Here is a 23,299-nt window from a genome sequence, read left to right on the forward strand (position 1 = left end):
CGGTGAGTCCACCGCATAGGCGGCAACCCCGGGCGGGGCTGGCTCCGAGCGTGGCCGGGGTCTCCCGCGCGGACGCGACCACGCTCCCACCCGGCACTCACCACCCGGCCTTCAACGAGGGGCCTCCTCTGCGCCGCGGCAGGCGTGGAGAAGGGGCCGTTTCCTTGCAGCGGGGGCGGGAACAATAGTGGTGGTGGGTCGGTTGTACCGAGCGTCGGTGTGATCCAGTGTCCCCGGGCCTCACCTATATTGCCTTCGCGGAATACCGTCCGGCTGGAGCCGCGTCGCGCCACTCGCCGAGAGGCGACCTGCACACCGACACCCACCGCCGCCCCCGGGCCCGACAGGGCCTGGGGGCGGCGTCGTACCCGGGCCGGGCGCCGCCCCCTGCGTGGTCCTGCCAGCCGCCGAGCAGCCCACCAGCCTGCCGGTGACCTGCCGCGGGCTCGCCGACCCGGCCGGTTCTGCCAGGCGGATCCGCCTACCGGGCCGGTTCTGCCAGACGGGTCCGCTGACCCGGCCGGTCCTGCGAGGCAGGTCCGCCGACTCGGCCGGTTCTGCCAGGTGCGTCCGCCTACCCGGCTGGTTCTGCCGAGCGGGCTCGCCGACTCGGGGCTGCTGCCCTAAGGTCGAGACGGATAGCGCCGGGTCGGGAGGTGTGTCGAACGTGGGTCTGCGGGACGTGCTCCTGGGCTGGCCGGTGTACCGGCAGCTCACCGGCACCGACCCGCTGGGCCGGGGCGCGGCGGCGCAGTCCGCCCGCACGGCCGGGCTCACCGCCCGGACTCAGGACGCCGACCGGGTGGCCCGTTCGGTCTGCCCGTACTGTGCGGTCGGCTGCGGGCAGCGGGTCTTCGTGACCGACAACCGGGTCACCCAGATCGAGGGCGACCCGGACAGCCCGATCTCCCGCGGCCGGCTTTGCCCGAAGGGGTCGGCCAGCAAGAGTCTGGTCACCAGCCCGCTGCGGCAGACGAAGGTGCGCTACCGCCGGCCGTACGGCACCGATTGGGAGGACCTGGACCTCGACACCGCGCTGGACATGATCGCCGACCGGGTGCTGGCCGCACGGGCCGAGACCTGGGAGGACGTCGACGCCGAGGGGCGGCCGCTGCACCGCACGCTGGGCATATCGAGCCTGGGCGGGGCGACCCTCGACAACGAGGAGAACTACCTCATCAAGAAATTGTTCACCGCGATGGGGGCGCTCCAGATCGAGAACCAGGCCCGTATTTGACACTCCGCCACCGTCCCCGGTCTGGGGGCCAGCTTCGGTCGCGGTGGCGCGACGGTTTTCCAACAGGATGTGGCCAACGCTGACGTTATCGTCATCCAGGGCTCGAACATGGCCGAGGCCCACCCGGTGGGCTTCCAGTGGGTGATGGAGGCGAAGCGGCGTGGGGCGAAGGTGTTCCACGTCGACCCGCGGTTCACGCGTACCAGTGCGGTGGCTGACGCGTACCTGCCGATCCGGGCGGGCACGGACATTGCGCTGCTCGGCGGGGTGGTCAACTACATTCTCGCCAACGAGTTGGACTTCCGGGAGTACGTGCTGGCGTACACGAACGCGGCGACGATCGTCAGCGACGACTTCGTCGACGCCGAGGACGCCGACGGCCTCTTCTCCGGCTTCGACCCGGCGACCAACAGCTACGTGCAGGACAGCTGGCAGTACGCCGGCCACGAGCGGGACTCCGGCAGCGGGCGCACGGCCGCCGAGCGGGAGACCGCGGCCGGCATGCACCACGAGTCGCACGGCGCCCCGGTGGCCGGCCAGGTCGACCGGGACGAGACGCTGCAACATCCGCGCTGCGTCTACCAGATCCTCAAGCGGCACTTCGCCCGTTACACCCCGGAGATGGTGGAGCGGGTCTGCGGCCTGCCGCAGGAGAGGTTCCTGGAGCTGGCCCGCGCTTGGACGGAGAACTCTGGTCGGGAGCGCACCGGCTGCCTGATCTACTCGGTGGGCTGGACCCAGCACACGGTCGGGGTGCAGTACATCCGAACCGGGGCGATCATCCAGCTGCTGCTGGGCAACATCGGCCGCCCGGGTGGCGGGGTGCTGGCGCTGCGCGGGCACGCCAGCATCCAGGGTTCCACCGACATCCCGACCCTGTTCAACCTGCTGCCCGGCTATCTGCCGATGCCGCACCACGCCCGGCACCCCACCTTCGAGGCCTGGGTGAGCCACATCCGCCATCCGGGCCAGAAGGGCTTCTGGGGCAACGCCCGCGCCTACGCGACCAGCCTGCTGAAGGCGTACTGGGGGGACGCGGCGACGCCGGAGAACGACTTCTGCTACGGCTACCTGCCGCGGCTGACCGGTGACCACGGCACCTATCGGCAGGTGCTCGACATGATCGACGGCAAGATCAGGGGCTACTTCCTGCTCGGCCAGAACCCGGCGGTCGGCTCGGCGCACGGCCGGGCGCAGCGGCTGGGCATGGCCAACCTGGACTGGCTGGTGGTCCGGGACCTGTTCATGATCGAGAGCGCCACGTTCTGGCAGCGCGGCCCGGAGGTCGCGACCGGCGAGATCGTGCCGGAGCAGTGCCGTACCGAGGTGTTCTTCCTCCCCGCCGCCTCGCATGTGGAGAAGGAGGGCACGTTCACCCAGACCCAGCGGCTGTTGCAGTGGCGGGAAAAGGCCGTCGACCCGCCCGCCGACGCGCGTTCCGAGCTGTGGTTCTTCTACCACCTCGGGCGTAAGCTGCGGGAGAAGCTGGCCGACTCGCCGTTGCCACGCGACCGGGCGCTGCTGGACCTGACCTGGGACTATCCCACGCACGGTCGGTACGCGGAGCCCGACGCCGAGGCGGTGCTGCGCGAGATCAACGGGTACGACACCGCCACCGGCCGCCCGCTGTCCGCGTTCACCGAGGCCCGCGCCGACGGTACGACCGCCGTCGGCTGCTGGATCTACACCGGCGTGTACGCCGACGGCGTCAACCAGGCGGCCCGGCGCCGCCCCGGGCCCGAACAGGACTGGGTGGCCGCCGAGTGGGGCTGGGCGTGGCCGGCGAACCGGCGGATGCTGTACAACCGTGCCTCCGCCGACCCGCAGGGGCGGCCGTGGAGCGAGCGCAAACGGTACGTGTGGTGGGACGCGGAGTCGGCGCGCTGGACCGGCCACGACGTGCCGGACTTCGAGGTGACGAAGCCGCCGTCGTACCGCCCGCCGGCGGGTGCCACCGGTCCGGCCGGCCTGGCCGGCGACGACCCGTTCGTCATGCAGGCCGACGGCAAGGGCTGGCTGTACGCGCCCAGCGGGGTGCTCGACGGCCCGCTGCCGACCCACTACGAGCCGGCCGAGTCGCCGATGCGCAACCCGCTCTACGCCCAGCAGGCCAACCCGACCCGCAAGATGTATGCGCACCCGGTCAACCCGACGAACCCGAGTCCACCGCAGGAGCACAGTCAGGTCTTCCCGTACGTGTTCACGGTCAGCCGCCTCACCGAGCACCACACCGCCGGCGGGATGAGCCGTACCGTGGCGCCGCTGGCCGAGCTGCAACCCGAGATGTTCGTCGAGGTGTCGCCGGAGCTGGCCGCGGTGGCCGGGCTGAACCATCTCGGCTGGGCGCATCTGGTCAGCGCCCGGGCGGTGATCGAGGCGAAGGTGCTGGTCACCGACCGGCTCGTCCCGTTGCGGGTGGACGGCCGGGTGATCCACCAGCTGTGGCTGCCGTACCACTTCGGGTTCGAGGGGCTGGTCACCGGCGACTCGGCCAACGACCTGTTCGGCATCACCCTCGATCCGAACGTGCTGATCCAGGAGAGCAAGATCGGGACCTGTGACGTCCGTCCGGGCCGCCGGCCCACCGGGGCGGCGCTGCGCGACCTGGTGGAGGATTACCGCGCCCGGGCCGGCATCGTGCCCGGCACCGTCCCGCCGGCGGTCACCCCGGGTGTGCGGGTCGAGCCCGGCGGGCCGGGCGGCGACGGAGAGGGGAACGGGTGACAGGCGATCCGGACGGCCGGCACGCGACGCCGCCAGCCCTCGCTCCCGTCGGGGATCCGGCAGCGGAGGCGGGCTGGGTCGACGCGCCGCCGAGGATGGGCTTCTTCACCGACACCAGCGTCTGCATCGGCTGCAAGGCGTGCGAGGTGGCCTGCAAGGAGTGGAACGGCGTGCCGTCCGCCGGGCTGGATCTGCTCGGCATGTCCTACGACAACACCGGCGCGCTGACCGCGAACTCGTGGCGGCACGTGGCGTTCGTCGAGCAGCCCCGACCCGCGGCGGCCGGCTCGCCGGCGCCGGCCCCGACCGCCGGCCTGGGCACGGCCGGGTCGAGCTCCACCGCCGCCGGGTCGACCGAGTTCCTCGGCATGCCCGCCGCCGGGCCGCCCGGACGTACCGGCAGCGCCGACGGGCGCAGCGACTTCCGCTGGCTGATGATGTCCGACGTGTGCAAGCACTGCACCCAGGCCGGCTGTCTGGACGTCTGCCCGACCGGGGCGTTGTTCCGCACCGAGTTCGGCACCGTCGTGGTGCAGGAGGACATCTGCAACGGCTGCGGCTACTGCGTGTCGGCCTGCCCGTACGGGGTCATCGACCGGCGGGCCGGCGACGGCCGGGCCTGGAAGTGCACGCTGTGCTACGACCGGATCGGCGCGGGTCTGACCCCGGCCTGCGCGCAGGCCTGCCCGACCGAGTCCATCCAGTACGGCCCGCTGGACGAGCTGCGTGAGCGGGCCGCCGCCCGGGTGGCCACGCTGCACGAGCGGGGGATGCCCGAGGCGCGGCTGTACGGCCACGACCCGGACGACGGGGTCGGCGGCGACGGCGCGTTCTTCCTGCTGCTCGACGAGCCCGAGGTCTACGGCCTGCCGCCGGACCCGCAGGTCACCACCCGCGACCTGCCGAAGATGTGGCGGCGGGCGGGGTTGGCTGCGCTGGCCATGACCGCCGCGGCGGCGGCCGCGTTCCTCGGAGGTAAGCGGTGAACCCGGACCGACCGGCCGTCGGCGACAAGTTCCGCCGCTTCCGCGACCGCCTCTGGCCGGCCGACCCGCCACCGCCGCCGGGCACCGGCGATGCGGCCGGGTCTGGAGCCGGCGATGCGATCGGGCGGCCGGCGATGCGTGGTCGCCACGGCGGCGGCTCGCCGGCAGCGGCCGGGCGGCGCGGCGGCCGAGCAGGCCGGGGAGGCGAGGAGCTCGCCGTGCCGCGGGCGGAGTTCACCTCGTACTACGGGCGGCCGGTCCTCAAGCCGCCGGTGTGGACCTGGGAGATCGCCGCGTACCTGTTCACCGGTGGGCTGGCCGCCGGCTCCTCGCTGCTCGCAGCGGGCGGGCAGGTCACCGGCCGACCCGCGGTGCGTCGCGCCGGTCGGGTCGCCGCGCTGGCCGCCGTCACCGCCAGCGGCGTCCTGCTGGTCAAGGACCTGGGCCGGCCGGAACGGTTCCACCACATGCTGCGGGTGGCGAAGCCGACCTCACCGATGTCGGTGGGCACCTGGATCCTCACCGCGTACGGCCCTGCCGCCGGGATCGCCGCCATCGCCGAGGCGGCACGGTGGCTGCCCGAGCGGGGCCCGCTCGGGCTGGTCCGCCGGGTGTTGCCGCCGGTGGGGCAGGCCGCCGGGCTGGCCGCTGCGGCGACCGCGCCGGCCCTGGGCACGTACACGGCGGTGCTGCTGGCCGACACGGCGGTGCCGTCCTGGCACGAGGCGTACCCCTATCTGCCGTTCGTCTTCGCGGGCAGCGCCCTGGCCAGCGGCGCCGGGGTGGGGCTGCTCGCCGTGCCGCCGGCGCAGGCCGGTCCGGCGCGGCGGATGGCGGTGGCCGGTGCCGCCCTGGAGCTGTTCGGCGCGCACCAGGTGGAGAACCGCCTCGGCCTGGTCGGCGAGCCGTACCGGACCGGTCGCGCCGGCCGGTTGCTGCACGCCGGGCGGGCGTTGACCGTCGCCGGTGTGGCCGGCGCGCTGCTGGGGGGCCGCAACCGGGTCGTGTCGGCGATCTCCGGCGCCGCGTTGCTGGCCGCGTCGGTGGCCACCCGGTTCGGGGTCTTCCGGGCCGGCGTCGCCTCGGCCCGGGATCCGAAGTACACGGTGCTGCCGCAGCGGGAGCGCCTTGCCCAGCGCCGCGCCGCCGAGGCCGCCGAACCGGACCGGTAGTCACCGGCAGCCTCGACGCACCCCCACGTCCAGGCTGTGATCCAATGCTCGGTGGAGGCGTTCAGGCGGCTGGTGCCCCTCCCGGTCTTCAAAACCGGTGTGGTCCGGGACCCGGGCCAGGCGGGTTCGATTCCCGTCCGTCTCCGCCAGGCTGCGAGGAGTTGACGCGATGGGTGACGGCCGCGCCGACCCGCGGCGCCGGGTGCCGCGCACCGACGCGCTGCTGGCGGAGCCGCGGCTGGGCGCGGCCGCCGCCCGCATCGGCCGGGACCGCGTCAAGGCCGCCGTCCGGCAGGCCCAGGACCGGGCCCGCCGCGGCGAGATCGACCCCGAAGAGGTACCCGACGCCGCGCTGGCCGCGTTGCCGCCGGCCGCGCCGCGGGCCGTGCTGAACGCGACCGGGGTGCTGCTGCACACCAACCTCGGCCGGGCCGCCCTCTCCGACGCCGCGGTGGCCGCCGTGGTCGCCGCCGCCGGGCACACCGACGTCGAACTGGACCTGGGCACCGGGCGGCGGGCCCGGCGCGGACGCGACGCCCTGGACGCCCTCGCCGCCGCCGTCCCCTCCGCCGAGGCGGTGCACGTGGTGAACAACGGTGCCGCCGCCCTGGTCCTCGCGGCCACCGCGCTCGCCGCCGACGCGGAGATCGTGGTCAGCCGGGGTGAACTGGTGGAGATCGGCGACGGCTTCCGGCTGCCCGACCTGCTGGCCAGCACCGGCGCCCGGCTGCGGGAGGTGGGCACCACCAACCGGACCACCGTCGCCGACTACGCCGCTGCGATCGGTCCCCGCACCGGTTTCCTGCTCAAGGTGCACCCGTCCAACTTCCGGGTCACCGGCTTCACCTCCGCGGTGCCGGTGCGGCGGCTGGCCGACCTCGGCGTGCCCGTGGTCGCCGACATCGGCTCCGGGCTGCTCGCCCCCGACCCGCTGCTGCCCGACGAGCCGGACGCCGCCAGCACCCTGCGCGCCGGGGCGGCTCTGGTCACCGCCAGCGGCGACAAGTTGCTCGGCGGCCCGCAGGCCGGGCTGCTGCTCGGCACCGCCGAGCTGGTCGAGCGGCTGCGCCGGCACCCCCTCGCGCGGGCGTTGCGGGTGGACAAGCTGACCCTGGCCGCCCTCGCGGCCACCCTCGGCGACCCGGCCACCCCCACCCGTACGGCCCTGCACGTCGACGCGGCGGCGCTGCGCGGCCGGACCGAACGGCTGCGCGACGCCCTGGCCGCCGACGGCCGCAAGATCGAGGTGGTGCCGGCCGTCGCCGTGGTCGGTGGCGGCGGTGCCCCCGGCGTGGAGCTGGATTCGTGGGCCCTGAGCCTGCCCGAGCGGTACGCCGCTGCGCTGCGCACCGGTGACCCGCCGGTGCTCGGCCGGGTCGCTCGCGGCCGGCTGCTGCTGGACCTGCGGTGCGTGCCGGAGCACGCCGACGCCGAGGTCCGCGCCGCCGTGCTGGCCGTTCCGGGGGACGACTGAGCATGCTCGTGGTGGCCACCGCCGGGCACGTCGACCACGGCAAGTCCACGCTGGTGCGGGCGCTGACCGGGATGGAACCCGACCGGTGGGCGGAGGAACGCCGCCGCGGCATGACCATCGACCTCGGGTTCGCCTGGACGGCGCTGCCGTCCGGCGGCACCGTCGCGTTCGTCGACGTGCCGGGACACGAACGGTTCGTGCCGAACATGCTCGCCGGCGTCGGCCCGGTGCCGGCCGCGGTGGTGGTGGTCGCGGCCGACGAGGGCTGGATGCCGCAGTCAGCCGAGCACCTTGCCGCGCTGGACGCGCTCAGGGTGGCGTACGGCCTGCTGGTGGTGACCCGCGCGGACCTGGCCGACCCGCGGCCCGCGCTGGAGCGGGCCCGGGCGGAGCTGGCGGCGACCTCGCTGGGCCTGGTGGAGGCGGTGGCGGTCAGCGCGGTCACCGGCACCGGCCTGCCCGAGTTGCGCGACGCGCTGGACCGGCTGGCCGCCCGGCTGCCCGCCCCGACGGCCGACGCCCCGGTCCGGCTCTGGGTCGACCGCAGCTTCACGGTGCGCGGCAGCGGCACGGTGGTCACCGGCACCCTCGGCGCCGGCCGGCTGCGCGTCGGCGACGAACTGGAGCTGGCCGGCACCGGCGAGCCGGTCCGGGTCCGGGGTCTGCACTCTCTCGGCGCGGCGTGCGGCGAGGTCGGGCCGGTCGCCCGGGTGGCGGTCAACCTGCGCGGGGTGGCCCGCGACCGGGTCGCCCGCGGCGACGCGCTGCTCACCCCGGGCCGGTTCCGGGCGACCGACCTGGTCGACGTGCGGCTGGCCGGTGACCCGGTGGCCGACCTGCCGGCCACGCTCACCCTGCACGTCGGCTCGGCCGCGGTGCCGGTGCGGGTCCGCCCGCTGGGCCGGGACACCGCCCGGCTGCGGCTGGGCCGCCCGCTGCCGCTGCTGGTGGGTGACCGGGCGCTGCTGCGTGATCCGGGCCGCCACCACGTCGCCGGCGGGGTCACCGTGCTGGACGTGCTGCCGCCACAGTTGCGACGCCGGGGCGCCGCGGCGGCCCGGGCGGCCGTGCTGGCCACCCTGGACGGCCGCCCCGATCTGGCCGGCGAGCTGCGCCGCAGGGGGCTGGTCCGGGCCGGTGACCTGGTCCGCGCGGGCGTGCCGGTGACCGCCGTGCCGGTGGCCGGGGACTGGCTGGCCGACCCGGAGCACTGGCGGCAGCTGGGTGACCGGCTCGCCGATGCGGTGGCCGGCCACGCCCGGGAGCACCCGCTGGAGCCGGGTGCCCCGGTCGAGGTGTTGCGTCACCGCCTCGGCCTGCCCGACCGGGCGCTGGTCGAGGCCCTGGTCCGGCCGCCGCTGGCGTTGGTCGCCGGTCGGGTCGGCGTCGCCGGGGTGGCGCGGCTTCCCGAGCCGGTGGCCCGCGCGCTGGCCCTGGTCGGCGCCGACTACGCGGTACACCCGTTCCGCGCCCCCGACGCCGACCGGCTCGCCGCCGTCGGGCTCGGTGCCCGGGAGATCGGCGCGGCGGTACGCGCCGGTGCTCTGCTGCGGCTGACCGGCAACGTGCTGCTGCTGCCCGGCGCGCCGCGGCAGGCGGTGCGGGTGTTGGCCGAGTTGCCGCAGCCGTTCACGCTCAGCGCCGCCCGGCAGGCCCTGGACACCACCCGCCGGGTGGCGGTGCCGTTGCTGGAGCTGCTGGACCGGGAGGGGATGACCCGCCGGCTGCCCGACGACGCCCGGATGGTGGTTCCGGCGGCGGGCGGGTTGCCGGCGGTTGCCACGATGACGCCATGATCACAGCCCCGTTCGGTCGGCGGTCGGTCGCGCGGTGGTGTTGCTGGGGCTGCGCTGGGGCCTGCCGCTGCTGTGGCTGGTCTGGGCCGGGCTGGCCTGGTGGTCGGCGCCCCGGGAGGTGCCCGCCGAGCAGTTGGAGCGTGATGCCGCCGCCGGCCGGGTGGTGACGGCCCAACGCGCCGACGGCTGGACCGACGAGTGGCCTTCGTTCTGGGGCGCCCGGACACCGCCCCGGGTCAGCCAGACGGGCTGGTTGGCGGTCTGGACGCTGCAGAACGGCCAGGTCCGCTACGCCGACATCGGCCCATTCGTCGGCCCCGGCCCCGATTTCGACACCGTATTCGACGATGATTCCGACGAGAGTGTGCCCGACGCTGACGAGGTCGGCTTCGACGACGCGGGCGTGACCTACCCGGGGTCGGCCCTCGACTACGAGTGGGTTTCCCTGCGCGGCGTCACCTGGGGTGGTGAGCAGGGGCTGGCGTACCGGTTGTCGCAGGCGGCCGTGCTGGCCGCGGCCGTGATCGGCCTGGTGTGGCTGGCGATGGTGGTCGGCGGGCCGGTGCCGGCCGCGGGGACGCGCTGGTTCTGGTTCTGGATCGGCCTGCTGCCCCTCGGGCTCGGCGTGCTGATGTTCTGGTTCCGAGAGCGGCGGTTCGTCGGCCATCCGGAATGGCAGGGGCGGGGCGACCGGTCCGGGTGGCTGGGCTTCGGCTGCCTGGTGTTCGGCGGCATCGCGTTGTCGCTGGTCCTGGCCGGAGCGCGGGCGCTGCTCGGCGGTTTCCTGGTGCCCGGTTGAGTCCATCCGCTGGTAGGCGGCGGGTCCGGGCGCCTACCGTGACGCCATGGACCCATCCGCGGTCTGGCGGGACAGGCAGCACCAGTGGCGGATCGAGGCGTACCGCGCGCCGGATCTGCGGTTCGCCATCTTCGCCACCAACGGCACCACCGAGTCGGCGCCGCTGTGGCTGTTCGGCATGTCGGCGCTGGCCCGCTGGCTGATGACCCACAAGATTTCCCTCGACGACCTGGAGTCCGACTGACGGCTCGCCCGGTCGGGGGACAACACCCCCCAAAACCGGCAGCGCGGCGGCGGGGTCCGTAACGTGCGAGCGGTGAGGGACCGAGGCATCCGGAAGTTCGTCGCGGTACTGGCCGGCCTCGCCGTGATCTACTTCGGCACCACCGGCCGATCGTCCGAGGAGGGGCGCGGGATCTCCGGCGGGCTGGTGGTGCTGGCGCTGCTCGCGGCACTGCTGGTGTGGCACCTGACCAAGCCGGGCGGCGACGCGGCGAAGTGACAGCCGGTCAGCGGGCGGCGGCGCTGCGGCTGATCTGCCCCGCGGACTCCTCGCCGAGCGCCACCCGCACCAGCGCCGAGGCCAGCCGGCCGAAGTCGACCTCGTCGACCAGCCCGGCCAGCCGGTCGGTCGTGGCGGGCAGGCCGAGCCGTTTCGCCCCGGCGACCGCCCGGCGGTCGACGTACGGGCGCAGTTCCGGCCACACCGTCTGCACCTCGCGCAGGAAGATGTCCGCGCCGGTGGGCCCGATGCCGGGGAACTCGATGAGCAGCCGGCGCAGCGTGGCCGGGTCGCCGGCCGCCTCCCGGTGCAGCCGCCGCAGGTCACCGTGCCACCGGTCCAGGCAGAGCCGGGCACCGGTGCCGAGCATGGTCGCGGTCCGCTCGTCGTAGCGGCGGTAGTGGCCCCGGCCGAGCGCGTGGACCCGCTGCTGCCAGCTCGCCGCCTCCATCGCCTGTGGGGTGCGGTAGCCGGCGGCGAAGAGTTCCCGGGCCGCGGCCACCCCCACCTGCGCCCTGATCCGGGTGCTCAGCAGGGTGACGAGCACCAGCAGCTGGTACAGGGGTGCCGGCCGGTCGGCGAGCGCGATCCCCGCCTCCTCGGCGTACGTGCGACGGGTCAGCAGGACCTGCGCCATATCCCGTTGGTCGCCCATCGTCGCGGTGTACCCGTCTCGCGCCGGGCTAGGCAGCCGCAGGGGTCGCCGTCGCGGAATGCCGGCGACGGCGGCGGGTAAGCCGCCGGTGGACGCGGTCTCCGCGTCCCGCCACCGGCGAAGGGAGACGACCGTGACGAACCCGCAGCAGCAGGAGTTCCGGCGCAACGCGCAGGGCGGCACGAGCCAGGACAACAAGGGTCCGGGCCCGGCTGGCCATCCGCGCAACGCCGGCTCGTCGTCCGGGGACACCGGGCGTCCGGTGCCGCACGGGCAGGTGTCGCCGTACGGCCCGGCCGCACAGCCGGTGGCCGAGGACGACAGCGACCGCCGTTAACGGCGTTTGCTCGACCCTGACGGCCGCAGCCGGTTCCAGGTGGCTGCGGCCGTCAGTCCGTACGCGAGGTGCGGAACGAGGTCGGCGACCCAGTCGGCGCGTCGCCACTGCCGCGGATCGGTGACGCCGAGCAGCGTCAGGGACCCGTCGGAGAGCGTCATCGCGCCTCCGCCGAGCAGCGCGGCGGCCCGCAGCATCGGCTGCCGCCGGCCACGGACCAGTACGGCGAAGCCGACCGCCGCGGCCACGCCGAGGCCGTAGCCCATCAGCGCGCCGAGGCCGGAGCGGCGGTTCGTGGCCTGTTCGGGCGCGCCAAGGTTGACGTGCGCCGCGCCGGCCACCCGTCCGGCGCTCTCCTCCGGGGTCTGGCTGGCCGGGCGGGCCCGGGCCACGATGTCCAGGTAGGTCACGGCGTTGAGGGCCATGGTGCCCACCGCCCCGGCGATGAGCCCGTCGGCCAGCGCGGTGCCCCTCACTTCTTCGGGTCGCCCGGTTCGCGGTTGCCCTTCGGGCCGTACGTTCGTTCGCCCCGGACGATGCCGCGCTGACCCCGGTCCTCCTGAAGGATCCGGTTGGCGGTCTCGTTGGCCTGCTGGTCCGGTGTGTGCCGACCGGAGTCGTCGATCGCGTTGCGGATACGGGCGCGCTGCTTGTCGTAGGCGTTGCTGCCCGGCCGTGGTCCTGGCATCGCTGTCTCCTCTGGTCGTCGCCGGTGGCGTACGCGGCCCGTCTACCCGCCTGGACCGCCGCCAACCGTCGGCCGCCTACCGTGGCGTGCGGACCACCGCGACCGGACAGTGGCTGTGGTGCAGCACCGACCGACTCACCGACCCCAGCAGCAACCCGGTCAGCTCGCCGCGCCCCTGACCCCCCACCACCAGCAGTTGCGCCCGGCGGGAGGCGTCGGTGAGCACGTGCGGGGCGCGACCGCGTACCGATTCCCGGGTGATCGACACCTCCGGGTACCGCTCGGCCAGCCCGGCGACCGCCTCGGCGACCGTGCGTTCCTCGTCGGCCCGCAGCTCCGACTCGTCGTACACCAGGGGTTGCATGTCGCCGGGGCCGGTGGAGGCCGGATGCCGGTAGGCGTGCGCCGCGACGACCTCGGCGCCGCGCAGGGCGGCGGTCTGCACGGCGAACTCGACGGCCCGCTGGGACAGCGCCGAGCCGTCCACCCCGACCACCACCGGCCCGTCGGTGCGCGGCGTGCCGCGGGCCACCAGCACGGGGCAGTCGGCGTGCGCGGTCACCTGCACCGCGACCGAGCCGACCACCAGCGCGGTGAGCCCGCCCTGTCCCTGGTCGCCGAGCACCACCAGCGCGGCGGTGGGCGCCTCGCCGAGCAGCACCGCGGCCGGCTCACCGTCGATGATCTCGCCGGTGATGCGCAGCCCCGGCGCGGTCGCCGCGGCCTCGTCGACCGCCGCGGTGACCAGGCGCTCGGCCTGTTCCCGTAGCCCTCCGCCGGGTGGGCCGTCGGTGGCCGGCGTGATCGGGGAGTGCAGCATCGGCCAGATGAAGGCGTGCACCACCCGCAGCGGCCGGTGCCGCCGGGCCGCCTCCGCGGCGGCGAGCCGTACCGCGGTGAGCGCCGACTCGGAGCCGTCCACGCCGACCACCACCGCCGCGCCGTTGGCCGAGTTCACCGTCCACCTCCCGGCTGTGGGGCCACGATCTCGGTCAGTATCGCGGCCGACGCTGACCAGCGGGGCGATACCGGCGAGCGGCCTGGTGTCGGTACGCTGACGACGACCGCCTGGGGGAGGGAGCGTCGTCGATGGTGGAGCCCGACCAGCCGAGCACCGCACGGATGATCGACTTCTGGCTCGGCGGGGAGCACCACTACCCTGTCGACGTGGCCGCGGCCCGCGCCTTCGAGCAGGCGTACGGGCCGTGCGCGCCGGTGTTCCGGGCGCTGCGTGCCTTCCTCGGCCGGGCGGTACGCGGGATCGCCGCCACCGGTGTGGACAGTTTCCTGGTCTTCGGCGCCGGGGTGCCGACCATGGGCAACGTGCACGAGGCCGTCCCCGAGGCGACGGTGCTCTACACCGACGTGGATCCGGTGACCATCCGCCTTGGACAGCGCATCCTGGCCGGCAGCGACCGGGCGGGCTACGGCTTCGGCGACGCGACTGACATCGGCACGCTGGACCCGGCGTTGCTGCACCGTTTCGTGCCGGGTTGGGGTCGGCGCCCGGTGGGGGTGGTGTTCCTCGGTCTCGCCGCCTTCCTCGACGACGAGACCCTCGCCCGCACCCTCGACGAGCTGTACGCGGCGGTGGCGCCGGGCAGTCACCTGGCGATCGATTTCGACACCGAGGAACTGGCCGGCCATCCCGAGGCGCTGGCCATGATGGGTCCGGCGTTCCGGATGCGGGCGCCGGCGTCGTTCGGCCCGTTGCTCGGCCGGTGGACGCCCACGGCGGAGGGCGTGGTGCCGGTGACCGAGTGGCGGCCGGACGGGCCGCCGGCGCAGGTGCCGGACGCCTTCCACGGCGCGGTGGCGGTGCGGTCGGCCGGGTGACCATGGTTGGACTCGCCTCCGTATGATGCTTGCCCCAGAGCAAGTATTTCGGAGGATGGTCATGGCGGATCCACCCACCGGGGTTTCCCGCGCCCTGCGCGAGGCCCCGCCCGACCGGGTGGTCGAGGCCGCCGACCGGGCCATCCGGTCCGTCCTGGGTGCGTCGGGCACCGCCGTGTTCGTCGCCGACTACCGGAGCAGTGGGCTGTGGCCGGTGCTCGACTCGCGGCAGCCGTCCGCCGGTGCTGAGGCCGTACCGGGTGTGCTGCAGCGTTGCTTCAGCAGCCAGCAACCCGTCCGGGACCTCGCCGAGGACGGCCGGTGCCGGCTCTACCTGCCGCTGTCGGTGTGGGGTGAGCGGCTGGGCGTGCTCATGGTCGAGTTGCCCGAGGCGCCGGCGGAGACGGTCGTCCGGCGGGCGGCGGACATCGCCGGCGAGGTGGCTCTGGCGCTGCGCGCGGCCGACCGGGAGACCGACCGCTACCGGCGGGCCCGGCGGCAGGAGCGGCTGAGCATGGCCGCCGAGTTGCAGTGGGAACTGCTGCCGGGCCGCAGCGTCAGCCACGGCTCGTTCCAGCTGGCGGGGCAGATGGAACCCGCGTACACGGTGGGCGGTGACCACTTCGACTGGTCCCTGGACGACAATCGGCTCACCGTCACCGTGCTCAACGGCGACGGTGTCGGACTTACCGCGGCCCTGCTGACCGCGGTGACGGTCAACGCGATGCGCAACGCCCGCCGCTCCGACGGCGGCCTGGTGGAACAGGCGGAACTCGCCTCCGACACGGTGTTCTACCAGCATCGGGGGCATCGGCACGTGTCGACCGTGCTGCTGGAGCTGGACTGCGCCACCGGGCGGGTGGGCGCGGTGGACGCCGGCTCCCCGCACCTGATGCGGCTGCGCGGCGGTACCGTCTCCCGGGTCGCGCTGGAGCAGCAGCTGCCGCTGGGCATGTTCGCCGAGACCCGCTACGACCTGCAGGAGTTCGATCTCGACCCGGGGGATCGGCTGTTCGTCGTCTCCGACGGGGTGTGGGCGGCCGATCCGAGCGGCCGGGAGACGTACGGGGAGCGGGCGATGGCCCGGTCGATGCGGGCCACGCGGTTGCAGCCGCCGACCGAGGCAATTGGTACGGTGATGCGCGAGTTGCAGGCCTTCCACGCGGACGCCGATCTGCGTGACGACGCGGTCGTGGTCTGCCTGGACTGGCGCGGTTCCGCCCGCCGGGAGGGCGACTGACGAGCGGCGGTCGGGGCAGGACCAGCGGGACAATCGCAGGGGACATCGGGTGGAACGACCGGATCTCGCCGCGGCGATCGACGCAGCCGCCGAGGCGTTGGTGGGCGTGCTCGACTCCGCGGTCTCCCGACAGCGGCTCGCCGTCTCGCCGACCCAGCTGCGGGTGCTGTCGCTGCTCACCAGCCGGCCCGAGACCAACGTCAACGGTCTGGCCGAGCTGCTGGACGTCGTACCCTCCTCGGCCAGCCGGCTGTGTGACCGCCTGGAGGCGATCGGCCTGCTGCGTCGGGTGGCCGACCCGCGGGACCGCCGCGAGGTGCGGCTGGTGCCGACCACGGCGGCGCAGGCCCTGCTGGGGGAGCTGCGGTCGCGTCGGCACGAGGCGGTGCGGGTCGTGCTGGACCGGATGCCCGCCCGGGTGCAGCAGGACCTGCTGCGGGCGTTGCAGGCGTTCGGGCAGGCGGTGGTGGCTGCGGAACCGCCGGACGCCTCGGCTCGGAGCGCCTGACGCCCGGCGCAACCCTCCGTCCTAGGACGCCTTACGCGTGGTGATGCCCGTCACACACCGCACGGTCCAGCTACCGGACGCGCCACCGCTGGGCAGCGGAACCGTGCGGGGAGCCCGATATAGTGGCAGCGCATCCGGCCGGCCCGTGATCATCGACGGTGGACGGCGGGGCCAGGGGAGGTCCCGGATCGGGATCGCAGGGGGCGCCGGCGCCAGCCGGCTCGACAGGGCGCACGACGTTCCACGGCGGACCATGGGCCGCGGTGGTCGAGCGTGTCGCGGAGGAGGTTCGGTGTCGCGTCGGCCCGCTCGGGCAGAGCAACCGCAGGCCCCCGGCGCCGGTGGACAGCAGCCCGACGACCGGGTGCTGACCCTGCCGAACCTGATCAGCTTCATACGCCTGCTGGGCGTCCCGCTCTTCCTGTACCTGTTCCTCGTCGTCCGCGCCGACGTGGCCGCGATCGTGGTGCTGGCCGTCGGCGGCACCAGCGACTGGGTCGACGGCTGGATCGCCCGCCGGCTGCGGCAGGTCAGCCGCCTCGGCGAACTGCTCGACCCGCTCGCCGACCGGCTCTACATCCTCGCCACCCTGGTCGCCTTCACCGCCCGCGAGGTGGTGCCCTGGCAGTTCACCGCCGCCCTGCTGGCGCGGGAGCTGCTGTTGCTCGGTTCGCTGGCGGTGCTGCGCCGGCACGGCTACGGGCCACCGCCGGTGCACTACGTCGGCAAGACCGCCACGTTTCTGCTGCTGGCGGCCTTCCCGGTGCTGCTGCTGGCCGCCGCGGTGCCGGCCGCCGCGGCGATCGCCGGCGCGGTGGGCTGGGCCCTGGCGTGGTGGGGACTGGTGCTCTACTGGGTGGCCGGTGCGCTCTACGTGATCCAGGCACGCCAGCTGGTGCGGGCGGTACGGGGTCAAGGAGTGCCGGCATGAGCGAGCGTCAGCGAGCGAATCATCGGCTCAGCGCGGTGGTGCTTCATGGCGGCACGGAGCGAAGCGGAGTGCCGGCATGAGCGACGATCCCGGTGCGGGCCGGCGCGGCGCGCGGGTCTTCACGCCGGACTTCCTGACCGAGTTGTTCCGCAACCCGCTGGATCCGGGCTACGCGGACGCGGCGGCCCAGCGTGCCAAGACCGGGCGGCCGGCGCGGCCGGGCTGGTCGGTGGGGCCGGTCAGTTTGGTGGTCGTGGTGCTGCTCGGCTTCCTCGGGGCGGTGGCGTACCGGCAGACCACGGCCGAGGAGCCGGGGCGCGCGCAGGCCCGCTCCGGGCTGGTGGCGCAGATCCAGCAGCGGCAGAGCGACACGGATGCGATGTCGGCGCGGGCCGACGAGTTGCGCGAGGAGGTGAACCGGCAGCGGGAGGCGGCGCTGGGCGGTTCACAGGCGGCCCAGTTGCGCAACCTGGAGGCCGGCACCGGCCTGGGCAAGGTGCGTGGTGACGGCGTGGTGGTGCGGCTGGTGGACGGGCCGAGTGGTCAGGATTCGCTCAACGCCGGCAACGTCGGCCCGTCCCAGGTGATCTACAGCGACCTGCAGGGAGTGGCCAACGACCTGTGGGGCGCCGGGGCGGAGGCGATCGCGATCAACGGGGAGCGGTTGACGGCCACCTCGACGATCCGTTTCGCGGGCCAGGCGATCCTGGTCGGTATCCGGCCGGTGACCGGGCCGTACGAGGTGTCGGCGATCGGTCCGGGTTCGATGCGGAAGCGGTACGAGGCCAGCCGGAGTGCGTTGACGATGCGGAAGGTGGCCCAGGACACCGGGTTGTCGTTCGCGGTGCGGGACGCCGACAACCTCACCCTGCCGGCGGCTCCGGAGCCGCGGCTACGCTACGCGGAGCCCGCGGTGAGTCCGAGCGTGTCGCCGTCGGGTCGTGACGGGTCGTCCGGCTCGGGTACGTCCCCCAGTCCCTCCGGAGGTGGTCGATGATCGCGGTGGTGGCCCTGCTGGCCGGTGTAGGGCTCGGTTTGTGGCTGGACCCCACGGTGCCGGCGGCGTTGCAGCCGTACCTGCCGATCGCGGTGGTGGCCGCGCTGGACGCGGTGTTCGGTGGGGTCCGGGCGAAGCTGGACCGGATCTTCGACGACAAGCAGTTCGTGGTGTCGTTCATCTCGAACGTGCTGGTGGCCGCGCTGATCGTGTATCTGGGTGACCAGTTGGGGGTGGGCGGGCAGTTGTCCACCGGTGTGGTGGTTGTGCTGGGAGTGCGTATCTTCGGCAACGTGGCGGCGATCCGCCGGCACCTGTTCCGGGCGTAGGTTTGTGGCGTGAGTGACGAGCACACCGAGACGGGCACGGGGTGGCCGCAGCCGGCGGGTCCGGCCCGGCCGGGTGGGCCGGCGGGCGAGCCGGACCCGCGGCCGGAGGCGCCGGATCCGGATGAGCTGAGTCCGTTGTCGCCGCAGGGGCGACCGGAGGACGATGACGCGCCGCCGGCCGAGCCGATCGAGGACCCGCCGGCGGCGACCGGCGCGGAGCCGGTGGCGGGCGCGGCGAGGTGGCGACCGTTCAGTTCGGCGGCCGTGATGATCGGCGTGCTGCTGGTGCTGCTGGGTTTCACCCTGGCGGTGCAGCTGAAGACGACGTCGTCGGATTCGTCGTTGTCGGCGGCGCGGCAGGAGGATCTGGTCCGGATCCTGTACGACCTGGAGGCGCGGGAGATGCGGCTGCGGCAGGACATCACCTCGTTGGAGGAGAGTCAGCGGCAGTTGCGCTCGGGTGAGCAGGGGCGTCAGGCGGCGCTGGAGGAGGCGACCCGGCGGGCGGACGAGCTGGGGATCCTGGCGGGTACGTTGCCGGCGCGGGGTCCGGGTCTGGCGGTGCGGTTCCAGGCGGGTACGAAGTCGATCTCGGCGAGTCGGGTGCTGGACGCGGTGCAGGAGTTGCGGGGGGCCGGCGCGGAGGCGATGCAGATTTCCGGCGGTGACCGGGCGTCGGTGCGGATCGTGGCGTCGACGTTCTTCCTGGACGGGGAGAACGGGTCGTTGATCGTGGACGGGCGGCGGTTGACGGGGCCGTTCACGATCACGGTGATCGGGGAGCCGGCGACGATGCGTACGGCGCTCAACATTCCCGGTGGGGTGGTCGCGCAGGTGGCGGGCGACGGCGGTAACGTGATCGTTGAGGATCGTGAGGTTGCCGAGGTTTCGGCGCTGCACGTGCCGAGCACGCTGGAACACGCCCGTCCGGTCGCCTAGGCCGGTGGGCCGGCACCGGTTGGTCCGGTGTCGCGATGGATGAGGACGCTTCTGGTGATTCCTGAGGATCTGCGTTACACCGCTGAGCACGAGTGGGTGGCTGCTGGCGACGGCGGGGCCGTGCGGGTCGGTATCACTCATTTCGCGCAGGATGCTCTTGGCGACATCGTCTTTGTGCAGTTGCCGGAGTCCGGTGCGGTGGTCGCGGCCGGTGAGTCGTTGGGTGAGATCGAGTCGACCAAGAGCGTGTCGGAGATCTACGCCCCGCTGGGCGGTACGGTGTCGGCGCGCAACGAGGCGTTGGTCGACACGCCGGAGGTGATCAACTCGGAGCCGTACGGTGCGGGTTGGTTGGTGGAGATCACTCCGGAGGATCCGGCGGCGGTTGACGGGCTGTTGTCCGCGGCTGCGTATCGCGAGCTGACCGAGAGCTGAAGCGTTGCCCTGTGCCGGCGGGTCGGTATCCGTGCCGCGCGTCCGGTTGCCCTGTTTTTCGGCGCTGGCTAGGCTCGCCCAGTCGACCGAGAACCCATTTTGTTGAGCGTCGCGGACAGCCTTTCGGGGCACGGAGAGCCAGCCGCCGGGTGGATGAGAGCCCGGCGGCCAGACCCGCCGTCTCCCGACGCCGACCGAAACAGATCCGTGAGGTGGTCCCCATGACTCGCCCAGGCGACGAGTTCCCCCCGCTCGACGTCACGTCGACGCTCAATCTCGGTTCGCTCGAGGAAGCGCTGGAGGGGCCGGACACCGATGTGGTGCCGAGCCGGATGTCCGGTTCGCTGCCGCCGGGGATGGCGCTGCTGGTGGTCCGTCGGGGTCCGAATGCGGGTGCCCGGTTCCTGTTGGATCATGATGTGACGACCAGTGGGCGGCACCCGGACAGTGACATCTTCCTCGACGATGTGACGGTGTCGCGTCGACACGCGGAGTTCCACCGGGATGGTGGCACGTTCACGGTGCGGGACGTGGGCAGTCTGAACGGCACGTACGTGAACCGGGAGCGGGTCGAGGCGGCGACGTTGAGCAACGGTGACGAGGTGCAGATCGGCAAGTTCCGGGTGGTGTTCATCGCCGGTCCGCGCCCGGAGGGTGAGGCCGGCCGGGGGTGAACGAGCCTGCGGCCTCGACGCCGTCCGGGGCGGGTCGCGCCCAGCCGTTGATGAGTATCGGCGAGGTGCTGGCCGAGTTGCGGGCGGATTTTCCGGACGTGACCATTTCGAAGCTGCGGTTCCTCGAGGCTGAGGGCCTGGTGGAGCCGCAGCGTACGGCGGCGGGTTACCGGAAGTACGGCTGGGATGACGTGGCGCGGCTGCGGTTCGTGTTGACCGCGCAGCGTGATCAGTATCTGCCGTTGCGGGTGATCCGTGAGCAGTTGGCGCAGTGGGATGCCTCCGGTGAGGCGCCGGAGCGGTCGCGGCCGGCGTTGGTGGCGGTGGGTCCCGATGGCGAGGTGCCGGGGCGCGGTGCGACGCCGGTCGAGTCGGGGCAGGTGCGGCTCGACCGGACGCAGTTGGTGGCGCGCAGCGGGATCGACGAGTCGACGCTGGGTGAGTTGGAGCGGCTCGGGCTGCTGGTGTCGGATCCGCCGGGTTGGTATGACGCCGATGCGTTGATCATCGCGCAGGCGGTGGCGGGTCTGGCGGCGTACGGGTTCCAGCCGCGGCATCTGCGTGGCTACCGGACGGCGGCGGACCGGGAGGTCGGCTTGTTCGCGCAGTTGGTGGCGCCGTTGGCGCGGCAGAGTGATCCGGCGGCGCGGGCGCGGGCGGCGGAGACGGCGCGGGAGTTGGTGGCGTTGTCGCAGCAGTTGCACGCGGCGCTGGTGCGGGTGGGGTTGCGCTCGACGTTGGGTCGGTGAGGGCGGGTGTGCGTACGGATCGGCCTGTCGGCGCGTGGCGTAGGCTTGCGGGGGTAACCCTCTTCTGGCGCGGGCGTAGGCGCGGGCAGCGCACGGGATGACCGTGTCGCGGTCCGTGTAGCGTGCAGATGAGGGCACGGTGCGGCGTAGGTGACAACGACACGGAGGCGGCGGTGCGCGAGCTGAGCGTGGTCGGGGTTCGGGTGGAGCTGCCCAGCAACCAGCCGATCGTCCTGCTCAGGGAGGTCGAGGGGGACCGCTATCTGCCGATCTGGATCGGCGCGGTCGAGGCGACGGCGATCGCTTACGAGCAGCAGGGTGTCAAGCCGGCCCGACCGTTGACCCATGATCTTCTGCGGGATGTGTTGGCGGCGTTGAAGGCGCCGTTGCGGGCGGTGGAGATCACCGAGCTGAAGGAGAACGTGTTCTTCGCTGATCTGTTGATCGGTGACGGGGTGCGGGTGTCGGCGCGGCCGAGCGATTCGATTGCGTTGGCGTTGCGGGTCGGTGCGCCGATTCGTTGTGCCGAGCAGGTCCTCAGCGAGGCGGGGATTGTGATTCCCGACGAGCAGGAGGACGAGGTGGAGAAGTTCCGGGAGTTCCTGGAGCAGGTGCGTCCGGAGGACTTCGCCGGCTGATCCGGTTGACCGGTGCTGCCGTGGTGGGCGGCCCGGTTTCTCCCTTTGCGGTGACTCACCGTGATGGTGATGGTTGTCGCTGTCGATGCGCGGCGTGTCGCGACGGTTTCTCCGCGGTAACCCTGGATGGTCGCTATAGGGTTGCCGTGTCGAGGGGTGCGCGTCCCGGAAACGACGTGTCACCGCACTGACGGGGAGGTTGTCCGGATGCACGAGCCGCGAGATTCCGATCCGGGTACGGGGCTGGCCGAGTCGGGTGGGACGCCCGGGTCGGCAACTGACAGTGACGGTGCGGTGGGGTACCGGGGTGTGACGGCGTGCCATGCGGTGGGGATCAGCTACCGGCAGTTGGACTACTGGGCGCGGACGTCGCTGGTGGTGCCGAGTGTGCGGGACGCGTCGGGTTCGGGTACCCAGCGGTTGTACTCGTTCCGGGACCTGGTGGTGCTGAAGGTCGTGAAGCGGCTGCTGGACGCCGGGGTGTCGTTGCAGAACATCCGTAAGGCGATCGAGGCGTTGCGGTCGCGTGGGGTGGAGGATCTGGCGGGCATCACGCTGATCTCCGACGGCACGACGGTGTACGAGTGTCGTTCCCCGGAGGAGGTGGTCGACCTGTTGCAGGGCGGCCAGGGGGTGTTCGGCATCGCGATCGGTGGTGCGTTCAAGGAGATCCAGGGTTCGTTGTCGGCTCTTCCGGCGGAGCCCGCCGCGGGTTCGGTGGGGCAGGAGCCGGAGGTGCCCCCGGCGGGGGATTCGGTGGGCGACGAGTTGGCGGCGCGGCGGGCCCGCCGGCGGGCCGGCTGAGGGTCCCCTGGCGTCGGTGACGCGCCTGGTCTGTCCGGGTTTCGCCGATCATTTGTGTGATTTTTGCTGGTCACGCAGCGTGCAGATCCAGGGCGCCGGGTCCCGGTGCGGCCGGTGGCCGGGTCCGGGTCGCGGGCGTGGGGTTGTCGATGCAGGTCAGCGGCCCTACCGCTGCGATGGATGTCCGGCCTGGCAGGCGTCCGTCAGCCGGCGGCCGCGACCACCCTCGGTGGTAACCGGATGGCGGTACGTGGCCAGTTGGACGCCTCCCATTACTCTCAGCAACTCCGTTGTGTCGGGAATGCGATAGGCGGGCCGTGACGTGTCCGGTCCGGCACGCTATGGTCCGACACGGTCCGCTGGCGGCGCTGCCGAGGGGCGGTCCCGCCCCAGTGGACCGTCCTTTGCGCCGATGCCGCGCGTCCCCCTCATGACGGAAGGAACGACCGTGACGGTTACCGAAGACACCACCCCCGTCTCGCACTTCGAGCGGATCGGTGGAGCCAGCTCGGTGAAAACCGCTGTCGAGCTGTTCTACGAACGGGTGCTCGCCGACCCGGAACTCGCCGGCTACTTCGCCGAGGTGGAGATGGCCGGTCAGCGCCGGCACCTGGCGCAGATGCTGACGGTGGTGCTCGGTGGCCCGAACGAGTACACCGGCCGTGACCTGGCTACGGCGCACCAGCCGTTGAACATCCCGGTCGCGCACTACGTACGGGTGGGTGAGCATCTGACGGCGACGTTGACGCAGCTGGGTGTGCCGGGCGACGTCATCACCGACGTGCAGGCGGTGCTGGCGCAGGTGCAGGACCAGGTGGTGGCCGGCGGAGACCGGGCGGACGCCTGAGC

The 23,299-nt window shown here is 73.3% G+C and carries 25 protein-coding genes, 1 tRNA gene and 1 pseudogene; 23 read left to right on the plus strand and 4 right to left on the minus strand.

The features are described 5' to 3' along the window. Nucleotides 1-667: 667 nt before the first annotated feature. The 9 genes and pseudogenes from fdh to C1I95_RS12660 form a co-directional block, all read left to right on the plus strand. Nucleotides 668-3,904: pseudogene (gene fdh, locus C1I95_RS12625) on the plus strand (formate dehydrogenase); the annotation flags it as partial. Between the two features lie 53 nt (nucleotides 3,905-3,957). Continuing rightward, nucleotides 3,958-4,947 (plus strand): 4Fe-4S dicluster domain-containing protein, encoded by a 990-nt coding sequence (locus tag C1I95_RS12630; protein WP_111213998.1) that lies wholly within the window; start codon nucleotides 3,958-3,960, stop codon nucleotides 4,945-4,947. Beyond that, nucleotides 4,944-6,119 (plus strand): NrfD/PsrC family molybdoenzyme membrane anchor subunit, encoded by a 1,176-nt coding sequence (gene nrfD / locus C1I95_RS12635; protein WP_199523724.1) that lies wholly within the window; start codon nucleotides 4,944-4,946, stop codon nucleotides 6,117-6,119. The genes C1I95_RS12630 and nrfD overlap by 4 nt, the downstream gene beginning before the upstream one ends. A gap of 53 nt (nucleotides 6,120-6,172) precedes the next feature. Then, nucleotides 6,173-6,268 (plus strand) — tRNA-Sec (locus C1I95_RS35215). A 20-nt stretch (nucleotides 6,269-6,288) separates the two neighbouring features. Continuing rightward, nucleotides 6,289-7,593, plus strand: coding sequence for an L-seryl-tRNA(Sec) selenium transferase (gene selA / locus C1I95_RS12640; RefSeq protein WP_111213999.1), 1,305 nt, complete (start codon nucleotides 6,289-6,291; stop codon nucleotides 7,591-7,593). A 2-nt stretch (nucleotides 7,594-7,595) separates the two neighbouring features. Continuing rightward, nucleotides 7,596-9,389 (plus strand): selenocysteine-specific translation elongation factor, encoded by a 1,794-nt coding sequence (gene selB, locus C1I95_RS12645; protein WP_111214000.1) that lies wholly within the window; start codon nucleotides 7,596-7,598, stop codon nucleotides 9,387-9,389. A gap of 34 nt (nucleotides 9,390-9,423) precedes the next feature. Beyond that, entirely contained in the window at nucleotides 9,424-10,188 is a 765-nt protein-coding gene (locus C1I95_RS12650) for a hypothetical protein (RefSeq protein ID WP_111214001.1), read from the plus strand. A 46-nt stretch (nucleotides 10,189-10,234) separates the two neighbouring features. Next, the gene (locus C1I95_RS12655; RefSeq protein WP_111214002.1) at nucleotides 10,235-10,432 is read left to right on the plus strand and encodes a hypothetical protein; all 198 of its coding nucleotides are present in this window, start codon (nucleotides 10,235-10,237) and stop codon (nucleotides 10,430-10,432) included. Between the two features lie 72 nt (nucleotides 10,433-10,504). Beyond that, nucleotides 10,505-10,690, plus strand: a complete 186-nt coding sequence (locus tag C1I95_RS12660; protein ID WP_111214003.1) for a hypothetical protein — start codon at nucleotides 10,505-10,507, stop codon at nucleotides 10,688-10,690. Nucleotides 10,691-10,697: 7 nt separating this feature from the next. Here C1I95_RS12660 and C1I95_RS12665 read toward each other — a convergent pair whose 3' ends face one another. Then, nucleotides 10,698-11,345, minus strand: coding sequence for a hypothetical protein (locus C1I95_RS12665; protein WP_111214004.1), 648 nt, complete (start codon nucleotides 11,343-11,345; stop codon nucleotides 10,698-10,700). A gap of 133 nt (nucleotides 11,346-11,478) precedes the next feature. Between C1I95_RS12665 and C1I95_RS12670 the strand changes: the two genes are divergently transcribed. Beyond that, complete coding sequence (locus tag C1I95_RS12670; RefSeq protein WP_111214025.1) at nucleotides 11,479-11,682, plus strand: hypothetical protein; 204 nt, start codon at nucleotides 11,479-11,481, stop codon at nucleotides 11,680-11,682. Here C1I95_RS12670 and C1I95_RS12675 read toward each other — a convergent pair. From C1I95_RS12675 to C1I95_RS12685, 3 genes are all read right to left on the minus strand, one after another. Then, nucleotides 11,679-12,158, minus strand: a complete 480-nt coding sequence (locus C1I95_RS12675) for a hypothetical protein (protein ID WP_111214005.1) — start codon at nucleotides 12,156-12,158, stop codon at nucleotides 11,679-11,681. The two genes, C1I95_RS12670 and C1I95_RS12675, sit on opposite strands and share 4 nt — an antisense overlap. After that, nucleotides 12,155-12,370, minus strand: a complete 216-nt coding sequence (locus C1I95_RS12680; protein ID WP_111214006.1) for a phosphatidylethanolamine-binding protein — start codon at nucleotides 12,368-12,370, stop codon at nucleotides 12,155-12,157. Before C1I95_RS12680 ends, C1I95_RS12675 begins: the two co-directional genes overlap by 4 nt. A gap of 76 nt (nucleotides 12,371-12,446) precedes the next feature. Beyond that, a complete protein-coding gene (locus tag C1I95_RS12685) occupies nucleotides 12,447-13,328 on the minus strand; it encodes a universal stress protein (protein ID WP_111214007.1) in 882 nt (293 codons plus the stop codon). Between the two features lie 131 nt (nucleotides 13,329-13,459). On the opposite strand from C1I95_RS12685, the gene C1I95_RS12690 reads away from it, so the two are divergent. From C1I95_RS12690 to C1I95_RS12750, 13 genes are all read left to right on the plus strand, one after another. Further along, nucleotides 13,460-14,206 (plus strand): SAM-dependent methyltransferase, encoded by a 747-nt coding sequence (locus C1I95_RS12690; protein WP_111214008.1) that lies wholly within the window; start codon nucleotides 13,460-13,462, stop codon nucleotides 14,204-14,206. Nucleotides 14,207-14,267: 61 nt separating this feature from the next. Then, nucleotides 14,268-15,446, plus strand: a complete 1,179-nt coding sequence (locus C1I95_RS12695; RefSeq protein WP_111214026.1) for a PP2C family protein-serine/threonine phosphatase — start codon at nucleotides 14,268-14,270, stop codon at nucleotides 15,444-15,446. A gap of 49 nt (nucleotides 15,447-15,495) precedes the next feature. Next, nucleotides 15,496-15,954: a MarR family winged helix-turn-helix transcriptional regulator gene (locus C1I95_RS12700; protein ID WP_111214009.1), complete on the plus strand. Its 459-nt coding sequence runs from the start codon at nucleotides 15,496-15,498 to the stop codon at nucleotides 15,952-15,954. A gap of 292 nt (nucleotides 15,955-16,246) precedes the next feature. Then, nucleotides 16,247-16,885 (plus strand): cardiolipin synthase ClsA, encoded by a 639-nt coding sequence (gene clsA, locus C1I95_RS12705; RefSeq protein ID WP_111214010.1) that lies wholly within the window; start codon nucleotides 16,247-16,249, stop codon nucleotides 16,883-16,885. Nucleotides 16,886-16,961: 76 nt separating this feature from the next. Further along, on the plus strand, nucleotides 16,962-17,882 hold the full coding sequence (locus tag C1I95_RS12710; RefSeq protein WP_111214011.1) for a DUF881 domain-containing protein: 921 nt from the start codon (nucleotides 16,962-16,964) through the stop codon (nucleotides 17,880-17,882). Further along, a complete protein-coding gene (locus tag C1I95_RS12715; protein WP_111214012.1) occupies nucleotides 17,879-18,211 on the plus strand; it encodes a small basic family protein in 333 nt (110 codons plus the stop codon). Before C1I95_RS12710 ends, C1I95_RS12715 begins: the two co-directional genes overlap by 4 nt. A gap of 9 nt (nucleotides 18,212-18,220) precedes the next feature. Then, nucleotides 18,221-19,150 (plus strand): DUF881 domain-containing protein, encoded by a 930-nt coding sequence (locus C1I95_RS12720; protein WP_111214013.1) that lies wholly within the window; start codon nucleotides 18,221-18,223, stop codon nucleotides 19,148-19,150. 54 nt (nucleotides 19,151-19,204) lie between these two features. Beyond that, nucleotides 19,205-19,585, plus strand: coding sequence for a glycine cleavage system protein GcvH (gene gcvH, locus C1I95_RS12725; RefSeq protein WP_111214027.1), 381 nt, complete (start codon nucleotides 19,205-19,207; stop codon nucleotides 19,583-19,585). A 221-nt stretch (nucleotides 19,586-19,806) separates the two neighbouring features. Continuing rightward, nucleotides 19,807-20,259 carry an oxoglutarate dehydrogenase inhibitor Odhl gene (gene odhI / locus C1I95_RS12730; RefSeq protein ID WP_093402417.1) on the plus strand — a complete coding sequence of 151 codons (453 nt, stop codon included), beginning with the start codon at nucleotides 19,807-19,809 and terminating at the stop codon, nucleotides 20,257-20,259. A gap of 50 nt (nucleotides 20,260-20,309) precedes the next feature. After that, nucleotides 20,310-21,008: a transcriptional regulator FtsR gene (gene ftsR, locus C1I95_RS12735; RefSeq protein WP_199523725.1), complete on the plus strand. Its 699-nt coding sequence runs from the start codon at nucleotides 20,310-20,312 to the stop codon at nucleotides 21,006-21,008. A 173-nt stretch (nucleotides 21,009-21,181) separates the two neighbouring features. After that, complete coding sequence (locus C1I95_RS12740; protein WP_013733914.1) at nucleotides 21,182-21,646, plus strand: bifunctional nuclease family protein; 465 nt, start codon at nucleotides 21,182-21,184, stop codon at nucleotides 21,644-21,646. Between the two features lie 207 nt (nucleotides 21,647-21,853). After that, nucleotides 21,854-22,450 (plus strand): MerR family transcriptional regulator, encoded by a 597-nt coding sequence (locus tag C1I95_RS12745; RefSeq protein ID WP_111214015.1) that lies wholly within the window; start codon nucleotides 21,854-21,856, stop codon nucleotides 22,448-22,450. A gap of 448 nt (nucleotides 22,451-22,898) precedes the next feature. Further along, nucleotides 22,899-23,297, plus strand: coding sequence for a group I truncated hemoglobin (locus C1I95_RS12750; RefSeq protein ID WP_111214016.1), 399 nt, complete (start codon nucleotides 22,899-22,901; stop codon nucleotides 23,295-23,297). The last annotated feature ends 2 nt before the right edge of the window (nucleotides 23,298-23,299 follow it).

Origin of the sequence: Micromonospora craterilacus, from assembly GCF_003236315.1 — a bacterium.
GTDB classification, from domain to species: domain Bacteria; phylum Actinomycetota; class Actinomycetes; order Mycobacteriales; family Micromonosporaceae; genus Micromonospora; species Micromonospora craterilacus.